Raw genomic sequence first — 18,249 nt, 5'->3', positions numbered from 1 at the left:
ATTTATTCATTTTCATTGAGCCTTTTCAAGTCCTCTCCTTTGGAGAGGGTTTAGGTGAGGCTCTTAATCTATCTTAAACAACTGGCTAATAGAGCCATGTTCGTTAACGTTCATAATTGCCTTGGCAAAAAGATCGTCGGTTGATAGCACCCTTATTTTAGGGCTTTGGTGTTTTAATGGTATGGTATCGGTAACTATCAGTTCGGTTAAAGCCGAGTTCTCGATAGTTTCGTAAGCCTTACCAGATAATACCGGGTGTGTACAAACCGCCCTAACGCTGCGTGCACCACGCTCCATAATTAAGCTGGCAGCTTTTGCAAGCGTACCTGCTGTATCGCAAATATCATCTATCAGCACAATGTCCTGGTCGGTAACATCACCAATCAGCGTCATGCTTTCAATTTCGTTGGCGCGTTTACGGCGTTTATCGCATATTACTACCTCGGCATTAAAATACTTGGCAAAACCACGTGCCCTGTATGAACCGCCCATATCCGGCGATGCAATAGTAAGCGCTGTTAAACCAAGGCTTTTTATATAAGGTACAAATATGATAGATGCATCCAGGTGATCTACCGGTACATCAAAAAATGCCTGTATCTGCGCGGCGTGCAAATCCATCGTCATAATACGGTGGATACCTGCAGCTACCAGTAAGTTGGCTACCAGTTTCGACCCAATGGCTACACGGGGTTTATCTTTCCTATCCTGCCTGGCCAAACCAAAGTAAGGGATAACCGCTGTTATATAATGGGCAGATGCACGGCGGGCGGCATCAACCATCATTAGCAGTTCCATTAAATTATCGGTAGGCTGATGGGTAGATTGGATCAGGAAAACATCGCATCCGCGGATAGATTCATTAAAGTGCGGCTGAAATTCGCCATCGCTGAAACGGGACACGGCCATATCGCCAAGTTCTTTACCGTATTTTTCGGCAATGTTTTTGGCCAGCTCTGTTGAGCCGGATCCTGCAAATAGCTTAACTGTATTAAACTGTAAAGGCATTTCTTTTGGGATTTCGAATTTCTGATATTCAATCCCGAATTTAAATTCGAAACTGTATCCTGAATTAGCAACCGTATTAAAAAACTTCGGATTTCTTATTTCCCTTTCAGAACTAAATCCGAAACTGAAAATTCGAAATCCGAAATTCTTAAGTTGCCCGACCAGGATTCGAACCTAGACAAACGGTACCAAAAACCGTCGTACTACCATTATACTATCAGGCAATCTCCTTTGGTTTGTAAGCCATCCCAAAAAGGAATGCAAATATAGGACGATTTTTCAAAAGTCAAAAGCATATTTTAAAAAAGTATTTTAAAATATTTTCCGGGGCAAAAACATGCGTTAAAAAGTGTTAAGGTTTAGCGCTTTTAGCGAAAACATCGTAATGTTTTTACTAATTTCGTCTGCTTAAACCTGATTTAGCTTGTAATAACAGCATGAACTACAATAAGATCAACAATATTTTTGGCTGGGCAGCCGGCATTATTGCTTCAATAACCTACATTTTAACGCTCGAACCTTCAACCAGTTTTTGGGATTGCGGCGAATTTATAGCCTGTATTTTCCGCCTTCAGGTAGCGCACCAGCCCGGCGCGCCATTATTTACTATGATAGGTAAGGTATTTTCCCTGCTATCATTCGGTAATAATTTTAAGGTGGCCTACTTTACCAATATGGCATCGGCACTATCAAGCGGTGCAACTATTTTGTTCCTGTTTTGGACTATAACAGCCTTAGCTAAAAAGCTATTGGTTAAAGCAGGCGAAGAACTAACCCAAACCAACCTTATCCTTATTATAGGCTCGGGTTTAGTAGGTGCATTAGCTTATACCTTTTCAGATACCTTCTGGTTCTCGGCTGTTGAGTCGGAAGTTTATGCGCAATCATCCTTATGTACCGCGGTTGTTTTTTGGGCCATATTAAAATGGGAAGCCCACGCAGACGAGCCCCGGGCCGATAAATGGATCATATTTATTGCCTATGTAATGGGCTTATCAATAGGCATCCACCTGTTAAACCTGCTGGTTATACCGGCAATTGCACTGGTAATTTATTTCCGCAGGGCAAAAAACGTTACTACAAACGGCACTTTATGGTCGTTTATATTAGGTGTTATCACTGTTGCCTTAATACTATGGGGTGTTATACAGTTCACTGTTAAAGGCGCGGCTTTCTCCGATCTGCTTTTTGTAAATAGTCTGGGTATGGGCTTTGGCAGCGGCGCTATCGTATTCTTCCTGTTAGTCATTGGCGTTTTGGCATCAGGTATATATTATACTATTAAACCATCTACCTTATTTTTAGGCATAGCTATAACTTGCTTTGTAGTGCTGCTAACCATAAGCGCGGGTATTGTTGGCTTTATTGCCGCTGCCGCTATATTAGCCTTATTAGAGTATGTTTTAAAAGTACGCGAAAGGCGTGCGGCGCTTAACCGGGTATTAATTTGCGCGACATTTATTTTGTTTGGCTACAGCTCGTTTGTGATGATTGTTATACGTGCTAAGGCAGGTACAAATTTAAATAACAGCGACCCGCAGGATGCTTTTGCTTTAAACGGTTACCTTAACCGTGACCAGTATGGCGATACCCCTTTAATATATGGCGAGTACTTTGATTCGAAAGTTATTGACCAAACCGAAGGCGCTAAAATATACCGCCGTGGTGAAAAAGAATACGAGGTTGCCGGCAAAAAACTGAATACCATTTATGATCGCAATACGCTGTTCCCCCGTATGTTTAGCCAAAAGCCGGGGCATGCCGAGTTTTACAGGATGTGGTCGCAGCTGGGGCCCGAAGAAAACCCTACCATGGCCACCAATATTGGCTTTTTTAGCAGCTGGCAGGTTACGCAAATGTATACCCGTTACTTCTTGTGGAACTTTGTTGGCCGTGCCAATGAAATGGACGGGCAAACCGCGCAAGGTATTGATGGCAGCTGGTTAAGCGGTTTTGGTACCAAAGAGTTGCCAAGCACCGTTACGCAAAGCAAATCGTACAACAGGTTATATTTCCTGCCCTTAATAATTGGTTTAATGGGTATGGTTTACCACTTTAGGCGCAATCAGCGCGATGCAGGTGTAGTAACCGTATTGTTCTTTTTTACAGGTTTAGCCATTGTGCTTTACCTTAACCAGGACCCATTACAGCCACGTGAGCGTGATTATGCTTACGCGGGCTCGTTCTATGCCTTCGCTATCTGGATAGGTTTGGGTGTATTGCTTATTGCCGAACTTTTAAGCAAAAAGATAAACGCCAAAACCAGCGCTATCATAGCTTCGGTGGTTTGTTTACTTGCCGCACCGGCATTAATGGCCAACCAGGAATGGGATGACCACGACCGCTCTACCAAGCTTACCCCGCATGATATAGCTTATGATTACTTAACCTCGTGCGCGCCAAACGCTATTTTATTCACTTATGCCGATAACGATACCTATCCGCTTTGGTATATACAAGAGGTTGAAGGCGTGCGCCCGGATGTGCGTATCGTTAATTTAAGCTTGTTGGGTACCGATTGGTATATCCGCCAGATGAAGCAAAAAATGAACAACTCTGAACCACTGCCTATCAGCATGAATAACGATAAGTTTAAAGCTGGCATACGCGATGTTATATATTATAATGATGCAAAAATTGCTGGCCCTGTTGAGTTAAAGGAAGTGTTTGACTTTATTACATCAGAGAGCAAAGAAAGCATGGTGCAATATCAAAGCGGCGAAAGCGCCAATTATCTGCCTACCAAAAGCTTTAAAATGACGGTAAATGCAGATGATGTTGTAAAATATGGCACCGTACCTGCAGATAAAAAAGACCAGATAATCCCTGAAATGGACTGGACCTACCCGGGTAAATATGTAACCAAAGATAACCTTGCCATGATGGATATACTGGCGCATAATAACTGGAAACGCCCGGTATATTTTGCTACCACTGTTCCGAGTGACAATATGCTTGGTTTAGATAAATACTTATACAGCGAAGGGCTTGCCTACCGCCTGATGCCTTTTAAACCGGATACATCCGCGGCACCAACAGAAAACAGCAATACGTTGATCATGTACAATAATATGATTAACAAGTACAAATACGGCAACTTTAAAACTGCCAAATATTTGGATCATGAATCGTTAAACCTGTTTTACCCGCTAATAACACGTTTATATGCCACCCTTGCCGATAACCTTTTAAAAGAAGGCCACCAGGACCTGGCTAAGAAAACGCTAAAGAAATATGAAGAAGTAATGCCTTCGCAGATCATATCATCAGAGTTAGCGGTAAGGAAGTATTATATGGTTGAAAGCTTGTTCCGCATGGGCGAAACCGCGCTGGGTACCAAGCTGGCAACACAGATAGATGATTACCTGGTTGACCAGTTAAAATTTAGTTATATGCTGTTTCAAAAAAGCGATGCAAGCCTTAATACCCGCGATGTGCAGCTTTCGTTATCCCTACTAAACGGAATGGCCACTTTAACTAAAGAACATAAGCAGGATGCATTAAGCGCAAAAATAAGTGCCCAGCTTAAAGACTACGGCACCAAGTTTGGCGGCATGCAAACACAGCAATAAGTTTTATTATTCGATATAAAAAAAGCGGCGATGAGCCGCTTTTTTTTGTTTGCCTGTTTATTTGCCTGGTAAGAGACAATGTATTTTCACGTAGAGACGCGATACTTCACGTCTCTAACGATAAGGTCTCACATTGTGGACCCTGCGAGGCCTTGCATACGGCGCAGTCTCTTTCAGAAAACTCAGCAACTGGTCGAAGTTTAGCGCAGCGTACCTTCGACCTATAATGTTTAAAGCTTTAAGCTTTACTAAGCAACAAGAATTCTTGCACAATTTTGGGTCGAAGTTTAAAACTTCGACCCAGTATTTTATAGATAAAAGAAATCCGCCCGGTAACATATCTGCCTCTCCGGGCGTCTTACCATCAGAACCCAACAATATGAAACATACTTACCTTGTCCTGGCGTTACTACTGCTATCCGTAATATCATCGGCGCAAAACAAAACGGCAACTATCGATTCTATGCTGCACCGTACCAACCGTTTGGGTTTGTTTAAGGGCAATGTTTTAATGGTTGATAATAATAAGGTTGTTTATAAAGGAGCGATAGGCTTTACCGATGCATCACAAACCGTTAAACTTACTACAGCATACCGTTTTCATATTGGGTCGATAGCCAAAGAGTTTAATGCCGTGGCCATAATGATGCTGAAAGAACAGGGTAAACTGAGCATAGATGATAAGATTACAAAATATCTTACTAACCTACCTGCATGGGCAAACCAGATCAGCATCAAAAACCTATTGCAATATACCAGCGGCGTACCCGACCTAAAATGGAAAACAGTTAAGAACGATGCCGATATCTGGGCCGATATGCAGAAACTGGAGAAACTTGATTTTGAACCCGGCACCCAATACGCTTATAATAACAGCAATACATTTTTACAGCGCAGGATTATTGAGAAGATAACCGGCCTAACGTTTAATGAGTTTGTTGAACAAAAAATACTGAGGCCCTGCGGCATGAGCAACTCGCTGGTTGACCCGGACGACAAAACGCTGTTAATGGCTAAATCATACAATAATGATTTTCAGCAATCATCACTCATCTACCCCATTACCGGCTGGACAGCAGTTACACTTGACGATTTTTACAAATGGGAAAAGGCTTTAGAGAGCTTTAAGTTGATAAACCCGGCATCAACCAAAGAAATACTTACGCCATTTGCACCCAACAAACAGTGCGGCCTTGGCGGCGGAAGCATGGAAAATAACAAACTTATCATCCACGAGCACGATGGCACCAGCTTAAATTATCAAGCCTTACTTACAGCCAATACCGCTTTAGGCAGAACGGTTATTTTAATAACCAATAACAGGCAAAACAACCTATACGATATTAATCGCGCCATACAGGCCATACTGGATGGTAAACCTTTTCAGCAACCAAAGAAATCGGTATTGGCTGCCTTTGGCAAACAACTGGATAGCCTAAAAGGCGAGCAAATAATTGCTTTTTATAACAACCTCAAAGCAAAATATGCTGCCGATTATGACTTTGAGAACGAGGCATTGCTAAACGAAATTGGGTACTACTTCAAAAGCAAGAATAGAATAGATGATGCTCTACTGGTTTTTGAGTATAATACCACGCTATTTCCAACATCGGGTAATGTATTTGATAGCCTCGGCGAAGCTTATTATGCCAAAGGCGATAAAGAAAAAGCCCTGCTTAATTACAAACGCTCTTTACAACTCGACCCAACAAACAATACCGCCAAAGCTTTTATTGCTAATATGGAGAAGAAGTAAAAACTGTAATGGTGAGCCTGCCGAACCACGCAACCGGCCGATGTTTTTTGTCGCCGCTGGGTCTCACATCGTGGACCCTGCAATACCTTGCATACGGCGCAGGGTCTCTTTCAGAAGACCCTGCGGGGACAGGAAATTACGCGTTCCACTCCGAAACAAAGTGGAACAAACCTTAAATTTACAATCAACTATAAATCAAATATTTAACTATTAATTGCTCGCTTTCGCTTGTGGCTACTTCATGCGCAATAAAAGGCCGAAATAAGGTCGAAAAAGGGACTAAAAAAGTCGTTTTTTGTCGCCGCAGGGTCTCACATCGTGGACCCTGCGATACCTTACATACGGCGCAGGGTCTCTTTCAGAAGACCCTGTGGGGACAGCAAATTATGTGTTCCATTTTCCTTAAAAGTGGAACAGAATTATTATTTATCAACAAACTGACATTCAGAAGCTCGCACTTTAACACTGACTCTAAATTACAAAAAGTAAATTTTCAACTATTTGATTAACAAAATGTTCCATCTGTTTCACTTGTTCCATTTCTAAAATGGAACAGAACAAAAAAAGCGGCTGTTTAGCCGCTTTATATCATTTGTCCATTATCTAAAAGGATTAGTTCTCTTCTACAACACCCATATTACAGAACTTATCAATACGTTCGGTAACCAGCTCATCTATATTGCGTTCGGTTAACGTTTTAAGGTCTTTGATCAACTGCTTTTTAAGGGTGGCCGCCATAGTAACGGGATCTTGGTGTGCGCCGCCAAGGGGTTCTTTTATTACGCCGTCGATCAGCTTGTTTTTCAACATTTCTGTTGAGGTAAGCTTCAGCATTTCGGCAGCACGTTCTTTATGTTCCCAGGTTTTAAACAGGATAGTTGAGCAGTTTTCCGGGGAAATAACTGAGTACCAGGAGTTATCGAGCATTAAAACCCTATCGCCAATACCAATACCCAATGCACCACCAGATGCACCTTCGCCTATCACCACGCAAATAATTGGCACCTTAAGTACCGACATTTCCAGCAAGTTACGGGCAATAGCTTCACCCTGTCCGCGTTCTTCAGCCTCAAGGCCGGGGAATGCTCCGGGGGTATCTATCAGGGTAACAACCGGCTTACCGAATTTCTCGGCCATTTTCATCAGCCTTAGGGCTTTGCGGTAACCTTCGGGGTTAGCCATACCGAAATTACGGTACTGGCGCTCTTTGGTGTTACGCCCTTTTTGGTGACCAATAAACATCACTGTTTGACCATTTAACGTCCCAAAACCGCCAATAATCGCCTTGTCATCGCCTACGGTACGGTCGCCATGCATCTCGATGAAATCATCGCACATTAGTTCAAGGTATTGTAAGGTATAAGGGCGTTCGGGGTGGCGGGATATCTGTACTTTTTGCCACCCTGTTAGGTTAGCATATATCTCTTTCTTGGCTGCTTCCATCTTGGCTTCCAGTTCAGCAACGGTGGCAGACATGTCCAGCTTGTTTTTTTCTTCAACCTGCTTTACCTTTTCTATCTGCCCCTGCAATTCTGCCAGTGGTTTTTCAAAATCAAATGTAATCTTCATACAATTTTATTGGCCGCTAAATTAAATAAATCAAACGGCATATTGTTTTAATTATGATTTTTCAGTGCCTGTAATTTATTTACCTGCTGCGGCGACAGTAAATTATTAGTGTTTAGCGCCGCGTTTAAAATGGCATTTCGCAGTTCGCCCTGGTATAAACCATAACGGTTTGTGTAAAAAATGAGGGTGCTTTCGTTTATTTTTTTTGCACGAAACAGGGCCTCCAGCTTAATTTCATTGGTGATAATAAAATTGCCCATTTCAATTTTTTTACGCTTTAGCTCGGTATCAATCTTAGTTAAAGCTGCTACTTGCGTGGGACTTAGATCAAGCTCTTTTTTATATTTCAGCGCTTTATCTGCCGATGGATATTTATTCAATTCGGCTACCAGCCCCATATTGTAAACGTCTTCTCCTTTTAATAAAGCGTTGTATTGAATATCGCTCAGCGTTTTTACAGTAGATGGTTTGAGGGTGCTATCCGGTGTTTGGGCCAGGCCTTTCAGGCTAATCATACACATTACAAGTACGAACGAATATATTTTTACCATAAAATAAATTTTGTTTGAAGGCGACAATTATTGAGCCAAAAGCTAACATGCAATGTCCGACTTGTCATCCTGAGCGATAGCGAAGGATCTATTCGCCAGCATGCATGTTCGCTTGCAAAGTTCATTATTAGATTCTTCGCTACCGCCACCCATGATAATTGTTAGTAAATAGCGTGAGAAGTGTTCACGTTCACGGCCATGAACACCATTGCGAACGCATAAATAACTGATAATGATCAATTTAAAAATACACTACTGACAAAATAACGTCACCATTAAATCCGATATAGCGGTCACGCTGCACAGCTCTTCAAAGATATGTCATTGCACTTTCAGAGGCCACGGGATTTTGAAACTCAGAATGACAAAGGTGAGTATTTACTCCACCTTTATCACCTTCGTCCTTTTACTTATCCCATTCTCATTAAACGCTTCTATCTGGAAATAATACGGCAGGCCTTTTTCCATACCATTAAAGTAGTACTCGTTTACATTATACACCATAATATTATTGTACAGTTTATCTGGCTCGGTACCCATATATATGGTATAACCTACAGCACCATCCGTTTGGCGCCAGCGGATCCACGAGTTACGGCGCTCGGCATTGCCGCGTAATACAGTAAGATTTTTAACAGTATCCGGCGCAACACCTGCCCCTTTACCAAACACACGGAAACCCGATAAGGCAAACTTACCTGTCGGCATGTGCAGGTTGGTAATTTTTAAATAACGCGCTTTAGCCGGGGTTTTCAGCTCGATATAATCATGCGGAACATCGGTTTTGTTCTTGCTTTTATCCACCAGTGTTTTCCAGGTTTTACCATCTATAGATGAGCTGATCACATACTGATGATACACGCCCAGCGATTTACCCAAAAAGGTGGCATCCTGATCAGCATAGTTTAGCTGAATAGCCTTAACGGTGCTTACCTCGCCAAGGTCAGTTTTAAACCACTCGCCTTTGTTGCTGGTTTTTGCGCTCCAGTAAGTTTTAATATCCTCGTCAACCGCAAGGTTTGGCACATAAGCGCCAAGGGTTGATGATACCTGCACCGGTTTATTATAATTCAACAGCATCCAGCCGGTGAAATTACCTTTCAGGTGGTCTTCCTTACCTACTGATAAATACTGCGGATAATCGCCATAAGAGGTGTTGGAATACAGCACACCATCTTTATCAAAACCTGCCGGCCAAAAACCTATGCGGCGTTCAAAATTATTTTTCACATCAACAACCATAGTTGAGATATGCCAGTAGTTACCGTATTTATCGGCCCATGTTGCACCATGCCCTGCTCCTTTTGCAAAGCCACCCGGTTTATAACTAAACGGATTATGTTTTTGATACGTGAACGGACCAAGCGGTTTATCGCCTACATAAACACCATCGCCGTATCCCCTGCCCTCGGTACCCGGGGCGGCATATTGCAGGTAATATTTACCATTATGCTTGTTCATCCAGCCACCTTCCATAAAGCCGGTTAAAAAAACATTGTCGTTATTCTCACCAAATCGCTCCCAGCCGTGCTCCTGCCAGTCAAGCTTTATCATTTCCTTTTTGGGGCCAATGGGTTCAAAGGTTTTGCGGTCTATCTCCTGCCCGTACATAGGGTAGGTATTGCTGCTGCCATGATAAATGTAAACCCTGCCATCATCGTCCGCGAACATACCCGGGTCCCAGGCCCCTACCTGAAAGTAATCTTTGGCGGCCTTCCAGGTATCGTGTGTTGGGTCGGTACTCATCCAAAGGGTAAAATCTTTATTATAGGTAGAGCCAATTACCAACAAGGTATCACCCAAAACCAAGGTAGCGGGGGCGCAAAGTTCGTCGCCTTTTACCTGGTTATAGGGCCTTACAAACTTGCGCGATACAAACTTCCAGTTAAGCATATCGGGGCTCCACCAGTAACCAAACTGATTGGTGCTAAAAAGGTAATAATTGCCTTTAAAAAATGTCATGGTTGGATCGGCAGTAGCACGATGTTTACCCCATGACGCAAAATCCGCGAAGGGCGTATAACCATAATCTAAATTGAGCGGATTACAGTAAGTTAACCGTTTGTTTTGTGCCGATACGCACATGGCGGCAAAACAAAATATAATTGCAAGTGCAAAGCGATTAAGAAGTTTCATAGTTATCTTTACTATAGGTGATAGCGATAATTGATAAGCGAATATCAGTTTTTATCCCGACAAAATGAATTAGAATGGTGTTAGAATCACACAAAGGAAAAACAGCAATATAAATCCATTTGTTATACCCGGTATATAACGAGGGAGACTTCTCTGTTATTTTTGTCAACTAATTGAAATATTAGCCGCTGCTATTTCAAAGTATCCGGCACACCCCCTTATCTTAGCAAAACATTTACAACATATTATGAAATACAGATTTTTGGGCAATACCGATGTACAGCTTTCTGCAATTGGATTAGGCTGCATGGGTATGAGCCACGCTTACGGCGAACCGGATGATGCAGAATCAATAGCTACTTTAAATAAAGCTATTGAACTGGGCATAAACTTTTGGGATACTGCCGATGTTTACGGATCCGGGCAAAACGAGAAACTTATATCACAGGTATTAAAACCTAATCGCGATAAGATCTTCATCGCCACAAAATTTGGTTTTACTGCTGATAGCACCGGTAAGCTTTCCGGGTTTGACGGATCGCCTGCTTATATGAAAACTGCCATAGAAGCCAGCCTTAAGCGCCTGCAAACAGATGTGATAGACCTGTATTACGCCCACCGTGTTGACCCTAACGTACCCATTGAAGAAACGGTTAGTGCCATGGCCGATCTGGTTAAAGAAGGCAAAGTAAAATACATAGGTTTATCTGAAGCATCGCCAAACAGCATTCGCCGGGCGCATGCCATACATCCAATAGCTGCCCTGCAAAGCGAGTATTCTTTATTAACCCGCGATGTTGAGGCCGAAATACTGCCATTGTGTAAAGAGTTGGGGATATCCTTTATACCCTTTAGTCCGTTAGCACGTGGTTTGGTGACAAACAAACTGGATGTAAGTGAATTGAAAGAAGGCGATTTCCGTAAATCATTGCCACGTTATCAGCAAGCAAATGCCGATAACAACCGCCTGCTGGCCGAAGGTTTTGCTGATATTGCAGCAGGTTTGGATGCGACACCTGCCCAACTGGCTATTGCATGGGTACTAAACCAGGGCGATAATATTATCCCTATCCCCGGCACCAAAAAACGCAAATATTTACAGGAAAACGCGGGTAGTGCAGATGTTGAATTATCTGCCCAAAACCTTAACGATATAGAGGCTTTACTAAAGAAATACCCCAATACCGGCGACAGGTACAACGAGGGCAATTTAAAGTTCGTGGATAAGAATTAACAAAGCTGACATTGCACCGAAAATGAATATGCACGATATCTGTATATTTGACCCTTTCAAATAAACAGCTCTATCATGCATATTTATATTACCCGCTTAGCTAAACTATCAGTTATTGCCGTTACCATAGCCGCATTTGCCTCTTGCAACCAATCTGCCAAAACCGATAAAGCACCTGTAGCTACAGATACAACGCTAAAAGCCGAAGTTAAACCCGCTGTAGTTGACTCCGGGAAACTGGTTGGCGCATGGCATGACGAAGCCATAAAATCTGATAAAGGCGAAGAAATAGCTTACGAAGTAGTAAGCAGCGGCCATAAGGTTTATATACAAGCTATTACTTTTACAGGTAAAAACCTTACCCTTAATGATACCCCTCCTATCTCACCTTCTGCATCTGAAATAAAAAAAGAAGGCGATAAGTATGTTAGTGTTGAACGGCCCGATGAAACTTACAAAATAGATAAAGAAGGCAACCTGCTTATTTATGATAAGGGTAGCCTGGTAGCTACTTGCAAGAAGCTATTGTAGCAAAAACCTTGGCTAATAATAACACCGTTTTACTACTAATTTTTTTTGTGGTTCTTGTTCCACCCTATTTTCATTTTTCCATTTTCTTCGTGGGCGCGAATGTGTACCACAATGCCTTTAAAGCGCTTTTTCTGCAGTTCTTCCTTATCTGTTATCAGGCTGTCTTTGCCGGGGTTTCTGAGCGGGATATCCAGCGCAATATCAGTACCTTTTGTTAGTCCGTAGACGCCTGCTACATCCACATTAAGTACGCTGGAACTTACCTGCAGCGGCTTTATAGTTATCATATCGCCGTTCACTACAAAATGGCCATCCAACTTTGGTATAGCAATGTTCTTAAGGTCGCGAAAGGGGAAAACAAATTTACCTACGCCTATCAGCGGTTTAAAGTTAAGTAAGGCTGCATCGCGCAAGCTAACATCAAGATTGCCATTAATGGAGCGCGGTACCAGGTTGCCTGCATCGCTTACGCTACCCGTAATATTTGTTTTGGCTGATAAGAAACCCTTTAAATTCTCGTAAGTAAAATCTTGCAGGCCAAAATTGTTGAACGCATAGAAAAACCCGCGCATGTCCACATGGCTTACGGTGCTATTAATAGCAAATCTATTTACTGACCTACCCTGCATTACACGCCCGCTTATTTTTAAAGAACCACCGGCATGCTTAACACCTATGCTTTTAATGATAACCCCATTTTCGGTAGTAAGCAAATCAGCATAGGCATCTGTAGCCAAAAACTTCTTATAATATACTTTGGCTACCTTCATATGCATTTCAACCTTACCGCGATCAAGCGCATTGCCCAATTGCTTTACAATGTTGCCGCTGTTTTTTCTGCTTTTTGTAGCAGGCCCGCTTTTACGTTCGGCCAAAAAGCCTATAAACTCGCCCAGATACAATTGCGGGCTACGGATCTGCCAGGTAAATAAGATCTTTTCTGGCGCGTTATAGTACAGGTTTAAAAAATTATTCACCCTGCCTTCCATGGTTACAACACTACGGCCGGTTTGCATGCGAATATTGCTCAGCACCAGATCATCCCCAACAAAGTTTAAGGATATTGAATTGTTTTTAAACTTAAGGTTACGTGGCCAATAGTATATATCGGTATTCCGGAGATTTATTGAACCCCTAATAAGCGGTTTATTTATTCTGTAATCGATAATATCAGCAATATAGCGCAGGTTCATATCTGCCGAGCCATTATTAAATTTGGCTACGTCATCTTCTAAAAAGTAATTCAGATCTGCCGCCGGGAAGTTTGATTTAAAGTTACCTGTAGCAACCGGTTTAAGCAGGTTAATAATGCTGCCGGTATCTATCGTAAAAGGCAAATGGTTGTAGCTGGCCTTAAGGTTTATCAATTTAATGATCGAGTTATCATCGCCAAAGCCTTTATCTTTAACATAGTTATTGTTAAAGATCCCGTCAAAACTGCAGTTATCAAGCTCGGCACCGGGGATAGTTATTTTACTATCCTTAACCTTTGCCGTTACATAAAGCTGAGGACCACCATCATTGCCATTAAAGCTGCCTGTTAGATCGCAGGTAACATCCATCGGTTTACTAATATTAAAGCGATTAAGAATCGTGGTAACATTGGGTGCCAGCAATGCGGCGGCGCTTCGCCAAAGTATCTGGTCGGCAACAATGTGCATGCTGAAACCGGCCGCCGGTTTATCAGCCGTTGCAAAAACAGCGTTTATTTTAAAAGCATCGTCACCAATATTTAATGGCATAACCGATACGTTGATCTTGCCGGTTTTCTCGTTATATCCGGCCACAAAATCCCCTTTCAACAGCTTATTTTTAATGAAGCTGCCATGCCGGCTGTTAAATGCCATACTTTTGGCCAGCACATTCAAGCGAAAATCGGCGCGCCAGCCGCTGTCAGGATATTGCATTTTTCCGCTGATATCATTTACCGCGAAATTGAAAAGCTTATGCGCCCTGCGGTCATCTACTGTAAATGTAACATTGCTTAGACTGAATTTTTTGAGCTGTGTAATTGAGCTGCTCTCTGATGGGTTATCCTTTACTTGTTTATTATCTTTCTTAAACACAGTGGTATTGCTGTAGCCGGTGCTATCGGTAAACAGATCAATAGCCGCATTGGTAATATCAATGTGGTTAATATCTATAGTGCCCCTAAACAAGGAGGCTGTATTTACCGATATATTAAAATCTTTGGCATCTAACAGGGTATGCTTGTGTTGAGCATATTTTTTATCACGTATGAGTACGTTTTTGAGCGAAAGGGAGATATCGGGAAACCCTCTAAAGAAATTTGGTTTCATATCGCCGATAATAAGGATACCGTCAACACTTTTATCCAGCTGCTCGTTTACCATTTTAAGCACCTTGGTTTTATTATAAGTAATATATAAGGTAGCCCCGAGCAGTATCACCACAATAAGCAGGATAAAACCGGCCAATATTTTAAGGGATATTTTTAACCAATTGGGCATTTTATTTTATTCAGATAAGAGTAAAATAGCACATTTTGTTTGATTTGTAACTAAATGATAAAAACATTTAAGAATAACGAAATATTAATTCTTTTTTGACGTTATTTATTTTTTGCGGGGCTTTCTCTCATACTGCGCAGGCTTTAATTACAGTTGAACAGTATTCACAAAAAAGGCCACCTGATTTATTCAGGTGGCCTTTTTTATGGTAGTTTAATTTACTTACCAGGGCAATTCTTCACCTAAGTGAATAAACTTTCCGTTAGGGCCATCTTCGCCGATAAGGGCCAGTTGTACGCTGGTTTTGGCGCCATCAGGAATTTCCATTTGAGCGGCATCAGTCCCTAATTCTGTTTTAACCCAACCTGGGTGTGCCGAATTTACTTTTATGCCTGTGCCTTCCAGCTCAAGCGCCAGGTGGTTGGTGTACATATTTAAAGCAGCTTTTGATGCATTGTACGATAGGGTTTTCATAGAAGCTATCGGGCTGTCTTTTGTTGAATGGATAGTTAATGATCCTAATATGCTTGATAGGTTAACGATACGGCCTGCAGCGCTCTTTTTAATTAACGGCAACAGTTCGTTAGTTACTGCCACAAGGCTAAACAGGTTAGTGTTAAATACGTATTCAAATTCCTCAAGCGTTGTACCCGATACGGTTTTTTCAAACATCGACCAATCCTTAGGGCCTATGCCTGCATTATTGATCAGGATATCCAGCTTACCAAATTTTTCTTCAATGTATTTTGCTGCGGTTACACGTTCTTCTGCTTTGGTAACATCTAACTGTATTCCGTAAGCATCAATACCCTGCTGTTTTAATTTTTCTGCGGATTCTGTTGCAACTACTAATGTACGCGCGGTTAAAATTACGGTTATACCCTGCTCACCTAACTGTTTTGCAGTTTCAAATCCTATTCCACGGTTAGCGCCGGTTATCAGAGCTACTTTTTGATTTTTCATTTTGTTGTTTGTTATCGTTATGTTTTTTGATTGTGTTAATTATTATGCAGTTGCAACAGCATCATGATTGGTGCTGTTGGTTACGGCTTCCCAATCTTTAATTTCCTGTTCCAGTTTGTCTGTTTTAGCGCGGTAGAAAGCAACGGTATCAGTACCCAATGGTAAATGTACAGGTGGGTTTTTGGCGTTAACCAGTTTAATAAATGCCTGGCCTAGTTTTGCCGGGTCGCCGGGTTGGTTGCCATGCAGGCCAATTACACCCGAACGCATCGCGCCAACAGTATCTTTATAATCGTCAATTGCATTTGCCGACTGGAAGAGTGAGTTGGTATCTAAAAAATCAGTACTGAACAAGCCCGGTTCAACAGCGGTTACTTTGATGCCTAAAGGTGCAACCTCAAGTGCAAGCGCTTCGGTTATACCTTCAACCGCAAACTTGGTTGAACCATATAAGCCCCAACCGCCCATGCTGCCAAAACCAAATACCGAAGAAACATTAATTACATGCCCCGAGCGTTGTTTACGCATTTGAGGTAATATGGCACGGGTTACATTTAGCAAACCAAATACATTGGTATCGTACTGTTTTCTAACTTCCGCATCTGTAGCTTCTTCTACACCGCTTAGCAAACCATAACCGGCGTTGTTTACAAGCACATCTATCTGTCCAAATTTTTCAATTGCCTCAGCAGCTGAAGCCTTTACCTGTGCTTCGTTGCTTACATCCATTATGGTGATAAGCAGATCGGGGTTATTGTTTAATGTTTCTGCCAACTGTTCGGGTTTGCTGCGAACGGTTGCTACCACTTTATCGCCTGCTTCTAAGGCCGATTTTGCAATTTCTAAACCGAATCCTTTTGAGGCGCCGGTGATAAACCATACTTTTTGAGTTTTCATTTTGCTATATTTTAGTTTGTTTAATTTTCTATTTATAGACCGTTCGGTCTTTTTTATGTCATAAAAAAAGGTTTTAAATAACCTGTTCTTCAATTTCTTTCTTGAGAATTTTTATAACAGTATGCATTTGGGTACTGTTACCCATAACACGTGCTATTACAATTGCTCCTTCTGTCATAGAAAAAAGTTTAATGGCAAATTCTTTCGCGTTCCAGTTCGCGTAAAACTCGCCTGTTCCAATTCCTTCTATAATAATACTAGTAATCTTATTTACAGACCATTCCATGCCCTGTTTTACTTTTTGATTGATGGCGGCACTGGTATCATCGGCTTCCATACCAAAATTTATCATTGGGCAACCTCCCTGTAATGGCGGGTTTTCGGGTGTGCTTAAGAAATCAAGATAAGCGAATAGTTTGTCTTTTGCAGTTTTTTGCTTATTTATTACGGCTGTTATTTTTTCACCTAAAGTGCTTAAACAGTAATCAACCACCGCATGTGATAACTCGTCCTTGCTTTCAAAATGACCATACAAACCACCCTTGGCCATTTTGGTGGCTTCCATAATATCGCTCATGGCTGTACCTGCAACACCTTTAGTGTTAAACAAGGGAGCCGATTGTTCTATGATGAATTGACGGGTTCTTTCTGATTTTGTCATGATCTTTATTTGTTTCGACAGGACAAATATAGACCGTTCGGTCTATATTGCAATAGTAAATATTTTATATGTTACTGTAATGACAATGTGACGGTTGCTTCATTAAACCTTAGGTAGTTAAATACTGTCAATACATCAAAATTAAGAAACATGAAAAAATTACTTTTAATGATATTCCTGGCCGGATCAGTAGCATTTGCACAGGCACAAACCCAAAAGGCACTTAAAACGCCCGAGCAAAAAGCCAAACACATGACCGAGGCTTTAAATAAGAAATTAGCGTTATCGGCAGATCAGTCAGCCAAAGTGAGCGCGATACTTACTAAGAGCGCTACACAGATGGATAGCCTAAAAGCTAACCGTAGCACCGACCGTAAGGCAAACATGCAAAGCCGTAAAGCTATAATGGCTAATACAGATGCCAGTTTAAAAACTGTTTTAACTACTGAGCAGCAAACTACTTATGTAGGCTTAAAAGCAAGTTTTAAAGATAGGATGCATGGCAAACGTGGCGGGCATAAAGCTGTAGCACCTGAGCAAAAAGCACAGCGTATGTCTAAAGTTCTTCAGCAAAAGCTAACCCTTTCTCAAGAGCAGTACGCCAAAGTGAACACCATTTTATTAAAACGTGCTACGCAGATGGATAGCTTAAAGGCTAACCGTTCTAAAACCGACCGTAAAGCGAATCATGAAAGCCGTAAAGCGATAATGACCCAAACAGATGCCGACCTGAAAACAGTTTTAACTGCAGATCAGCAAAAAACATATACTGAGCTTAAAGCCCAGTTAAAAGAAAGAATGAAAAACAGGAGAGCAGCGAAAGCACCAACTGCCGGATAATTTTTGTGAGTGAGTGATGAGTGATAAAGCGGGTAGCCAATATGGTTGCCCGCTTTTTTT

13 protein-coding genes and 1 tRNA gene are annotated in these 18,249 nt (G+C 41.8%); 5 read left to right on the top strand and 9 right to left on the bottom strand.

The window, feature by feature from the left end; translation table 11 throughout:
- Positions 1-63 precede the first annotated feature (63 nt).
- Both JWQ85_RS08720 and JWQ85_RS08715 read right to left on the bottom strand, forming a co-directional pair.
- Positions 64-1,008: a ribose-phosphate pyrophosphokinase gene (locus JWQ85_RS08720; RefSeq protein WP_256541153.1), complete on the bottom strand. Its 945-nt coding sequence runs from the start codon at positions 1,006-1,008 to the stop codon at positions 64-66.
- Between the two features lie 153 nt (positions 1,009-1,161).
- Positions 1,162-1,232: transfer RNA gene (locus tag JWQ85_RS08715), tRNA-Gln, on the bottom strand.
- Positions 1,233-1,445: 213 nt separating this feature from the next.
- Between JWQ85_RS08715 and JWQ85_RS08710 the strand changes: the two genes are divergently transcribed.
- Both JWQ85_RS08710 and JWQ85_RS08705 read left to right on the top strand, forming a co-directional pair.
- The gene (locus JWQ85_RS08710; RefSeq protein ID WP_299466994.1) at positions 1,446-4,580 is read left to right on the top strand and encodes a DUF2723 domain-containing protein; all 3,135 of its coding nucleotides are present in this window, start codon (positions 1,446-1,448) and stop codon (positions 4,578-4,580) included.
- 379 nt (positions 4,581-4,959) lie between these two features.
- Positions 4,960-6,336 carry a serine hydrolase gene (locus JWQ85_RS08705; protein ID WP_299466991.1) on the top strand — a complete coding sequence of 459 codons (1,377 nt, stop codon included), beginning with the start codon at positions 4,960-4,962 and terminating at the stop codon, positions 6,334-6,336.
- A 612-nt stretch (positions 6,337-6,948) separates the two neighbouring features.
- Here the strand turns inward: JWQ85_RS08705 and JWQ85_RS08700 are convergent.
- From JWQ85_RS08700 to JWQ85_RS08690, 3 genes are all read right to left on the bottom strand, one after another.
- Positions 6,949-7,905, bottom strand: a complete 957-nt coding sequence (locus tag JWQ85_RS08700; protein ID WP_299466988.1) for an acetyl-CoA carboxylase carboxyltransferase subunit alpha — start codon at positions 7,903-7,905, stop codon at positions 6,949-6,951.
- A 47-nt stretch (positions 7,906-7,952) separates the two neighbouring features.
- Complete coding sequence (locus JWQ85_RS08695; protein ID WP_299466985.1) at positions 7,953-8,420, bottom strand: hypothetical protein; 468 nt, start codon at positions 8,418-8,420, stop codon at positions 7,953-7,955.
- A 414-nt stretch (positions 8,421-8,834) separates the two neighbouring features.
- Positions 8,835-10,592: a family 43 glycosylhydrolase gene (locus JWQ85_RS08690; protein WP_299466982.1), complete on the bottom strand. Its 1,758-nt coding sequence runs from the start codon at positions 10,590-10,592 to the stop codon at positions 8,835-8,837.
- Positions 10,593-10,839: 247 nt separating this feature from the next.
- Between JWQ85_RS08690 and JWQ85_RS08685 the strand changes: the two genes are divergently transcribed.
- Both JWQ85_RS08685 and JWQ85_RS08680 read left to right on the top strand, forming a co-directional pair.
- On the top strand, positions 10,840-11,826 hold the full coding sequence (locus JWQ85_RS08685) for an aldo/keto reductase (RefSeq protein WP_299466979.1): 987 nt from the start codon (positions 10,840-10,842) through the stop codon (positions 11,824-11,826).
- A gap of 75 nt (positions 11,827-11,901) precedes the next feature.
- The gene (locus JWQ85_RS08680) at positions 11,902-12,357 is read left to right on the top strand and encodes a hypothetical protein (protein WP_299466976.1); all 456 of its coding nucleotides are present in this window, start codon (positions 11,902-11,904) and stop codon (positions 12,355-12,357) included.
- Between the two features lie 35 nt (positions 12,358-12,392).
- On the opposite strand, the gene JWQ85_RS08675 is transcribed toward JWQ85_RS08680, so the two are convergent.
- The 4 genes from JWQ85_RS08675 to JWQ85_RS08660 all read right to left on the bottom strand — a co-directional run bounded on the left by JWQ85_RS08675 (position 12,393) and on the right by JWQ85_RS08660 (position 17,349).
- Positions 12,393-14,828, bottom strand: a complete 2,436-nt coding sequence (locus JWQ85_RS08675) for an AsmA family protein (RefSeq protein ID WP_299466973.1) — start codon at positions 14,826-14,828, stop codon at positions 12,393-12,395.
- Between the two features lie 222 nt (positions 14,829-15,050).
- Entirely contained in the window at positions 15,051-15,791 is a 741-nt protein-coding gene (locus tag JWQ85_RS08670) for an SDR family oxidoreductase (protein ID WP_299466970.1), read from the bottom strand.
- Positions 15,792-15,833: 42 nt separating this feature from the next.
- Positions 15,834-16,688 carry an oxidoreductase gene (locus JWQ85_RS08665; protein WP_299466967.1) on the bottom strand — a complete coding sequence of 285 codons (855 nt, stop codon included), beginning with the start codon at positions 16,686-16,688 and terminating at the stop codon, positions 15,834-15,836.
- A 73-nt stretch (positions 16,689-16,761) separates the two neighbouring features.
- The gene (locus JWQ85_RS08660; RefSeq protein ID WP_299466964.1) at positions 16,762-17,349 is read right to left on the bottom strand and encodes a TetR/AcrR family transcriptional regulator; all 588 of its coding nucleotides are present in this window, start codon (positions 17,347-17,349) and stop codon (positions 16,762-16,764) included.
- A gap of 150 nt (positions 17,350-17,499) precedes the next feature.
- Here JWQ85_RS08660 and JWQ85_RS08655 point away from each other — a divergent pair, with 150 nt between their 5' ends.
- Positions 17,500-18,189, top strand: a complete 690-nt coding sequence (locus tag JWQ85_RS08655) for a hypothetical protein (RefSeq protein ID WP_299466961.1) — start codon at positions 17,500-17,502, stop codon at positions 18,187-18,189.
- Positions 18,190-18,249: the final 60 nt, after the last annotated feature.

The organism is Mucilaginibacter sp. (assembly GCF_028288105.1).
Classification (GTDB): domain Bacteria; phylum Bacteroidota; class Bacteroidia; order Sphingobacteriales; family Sphingobacteriaceae; genus Mucilaginibacter.
This window is presented reverse-complemented; position numbering and strand designations above follow the sequence as displayed.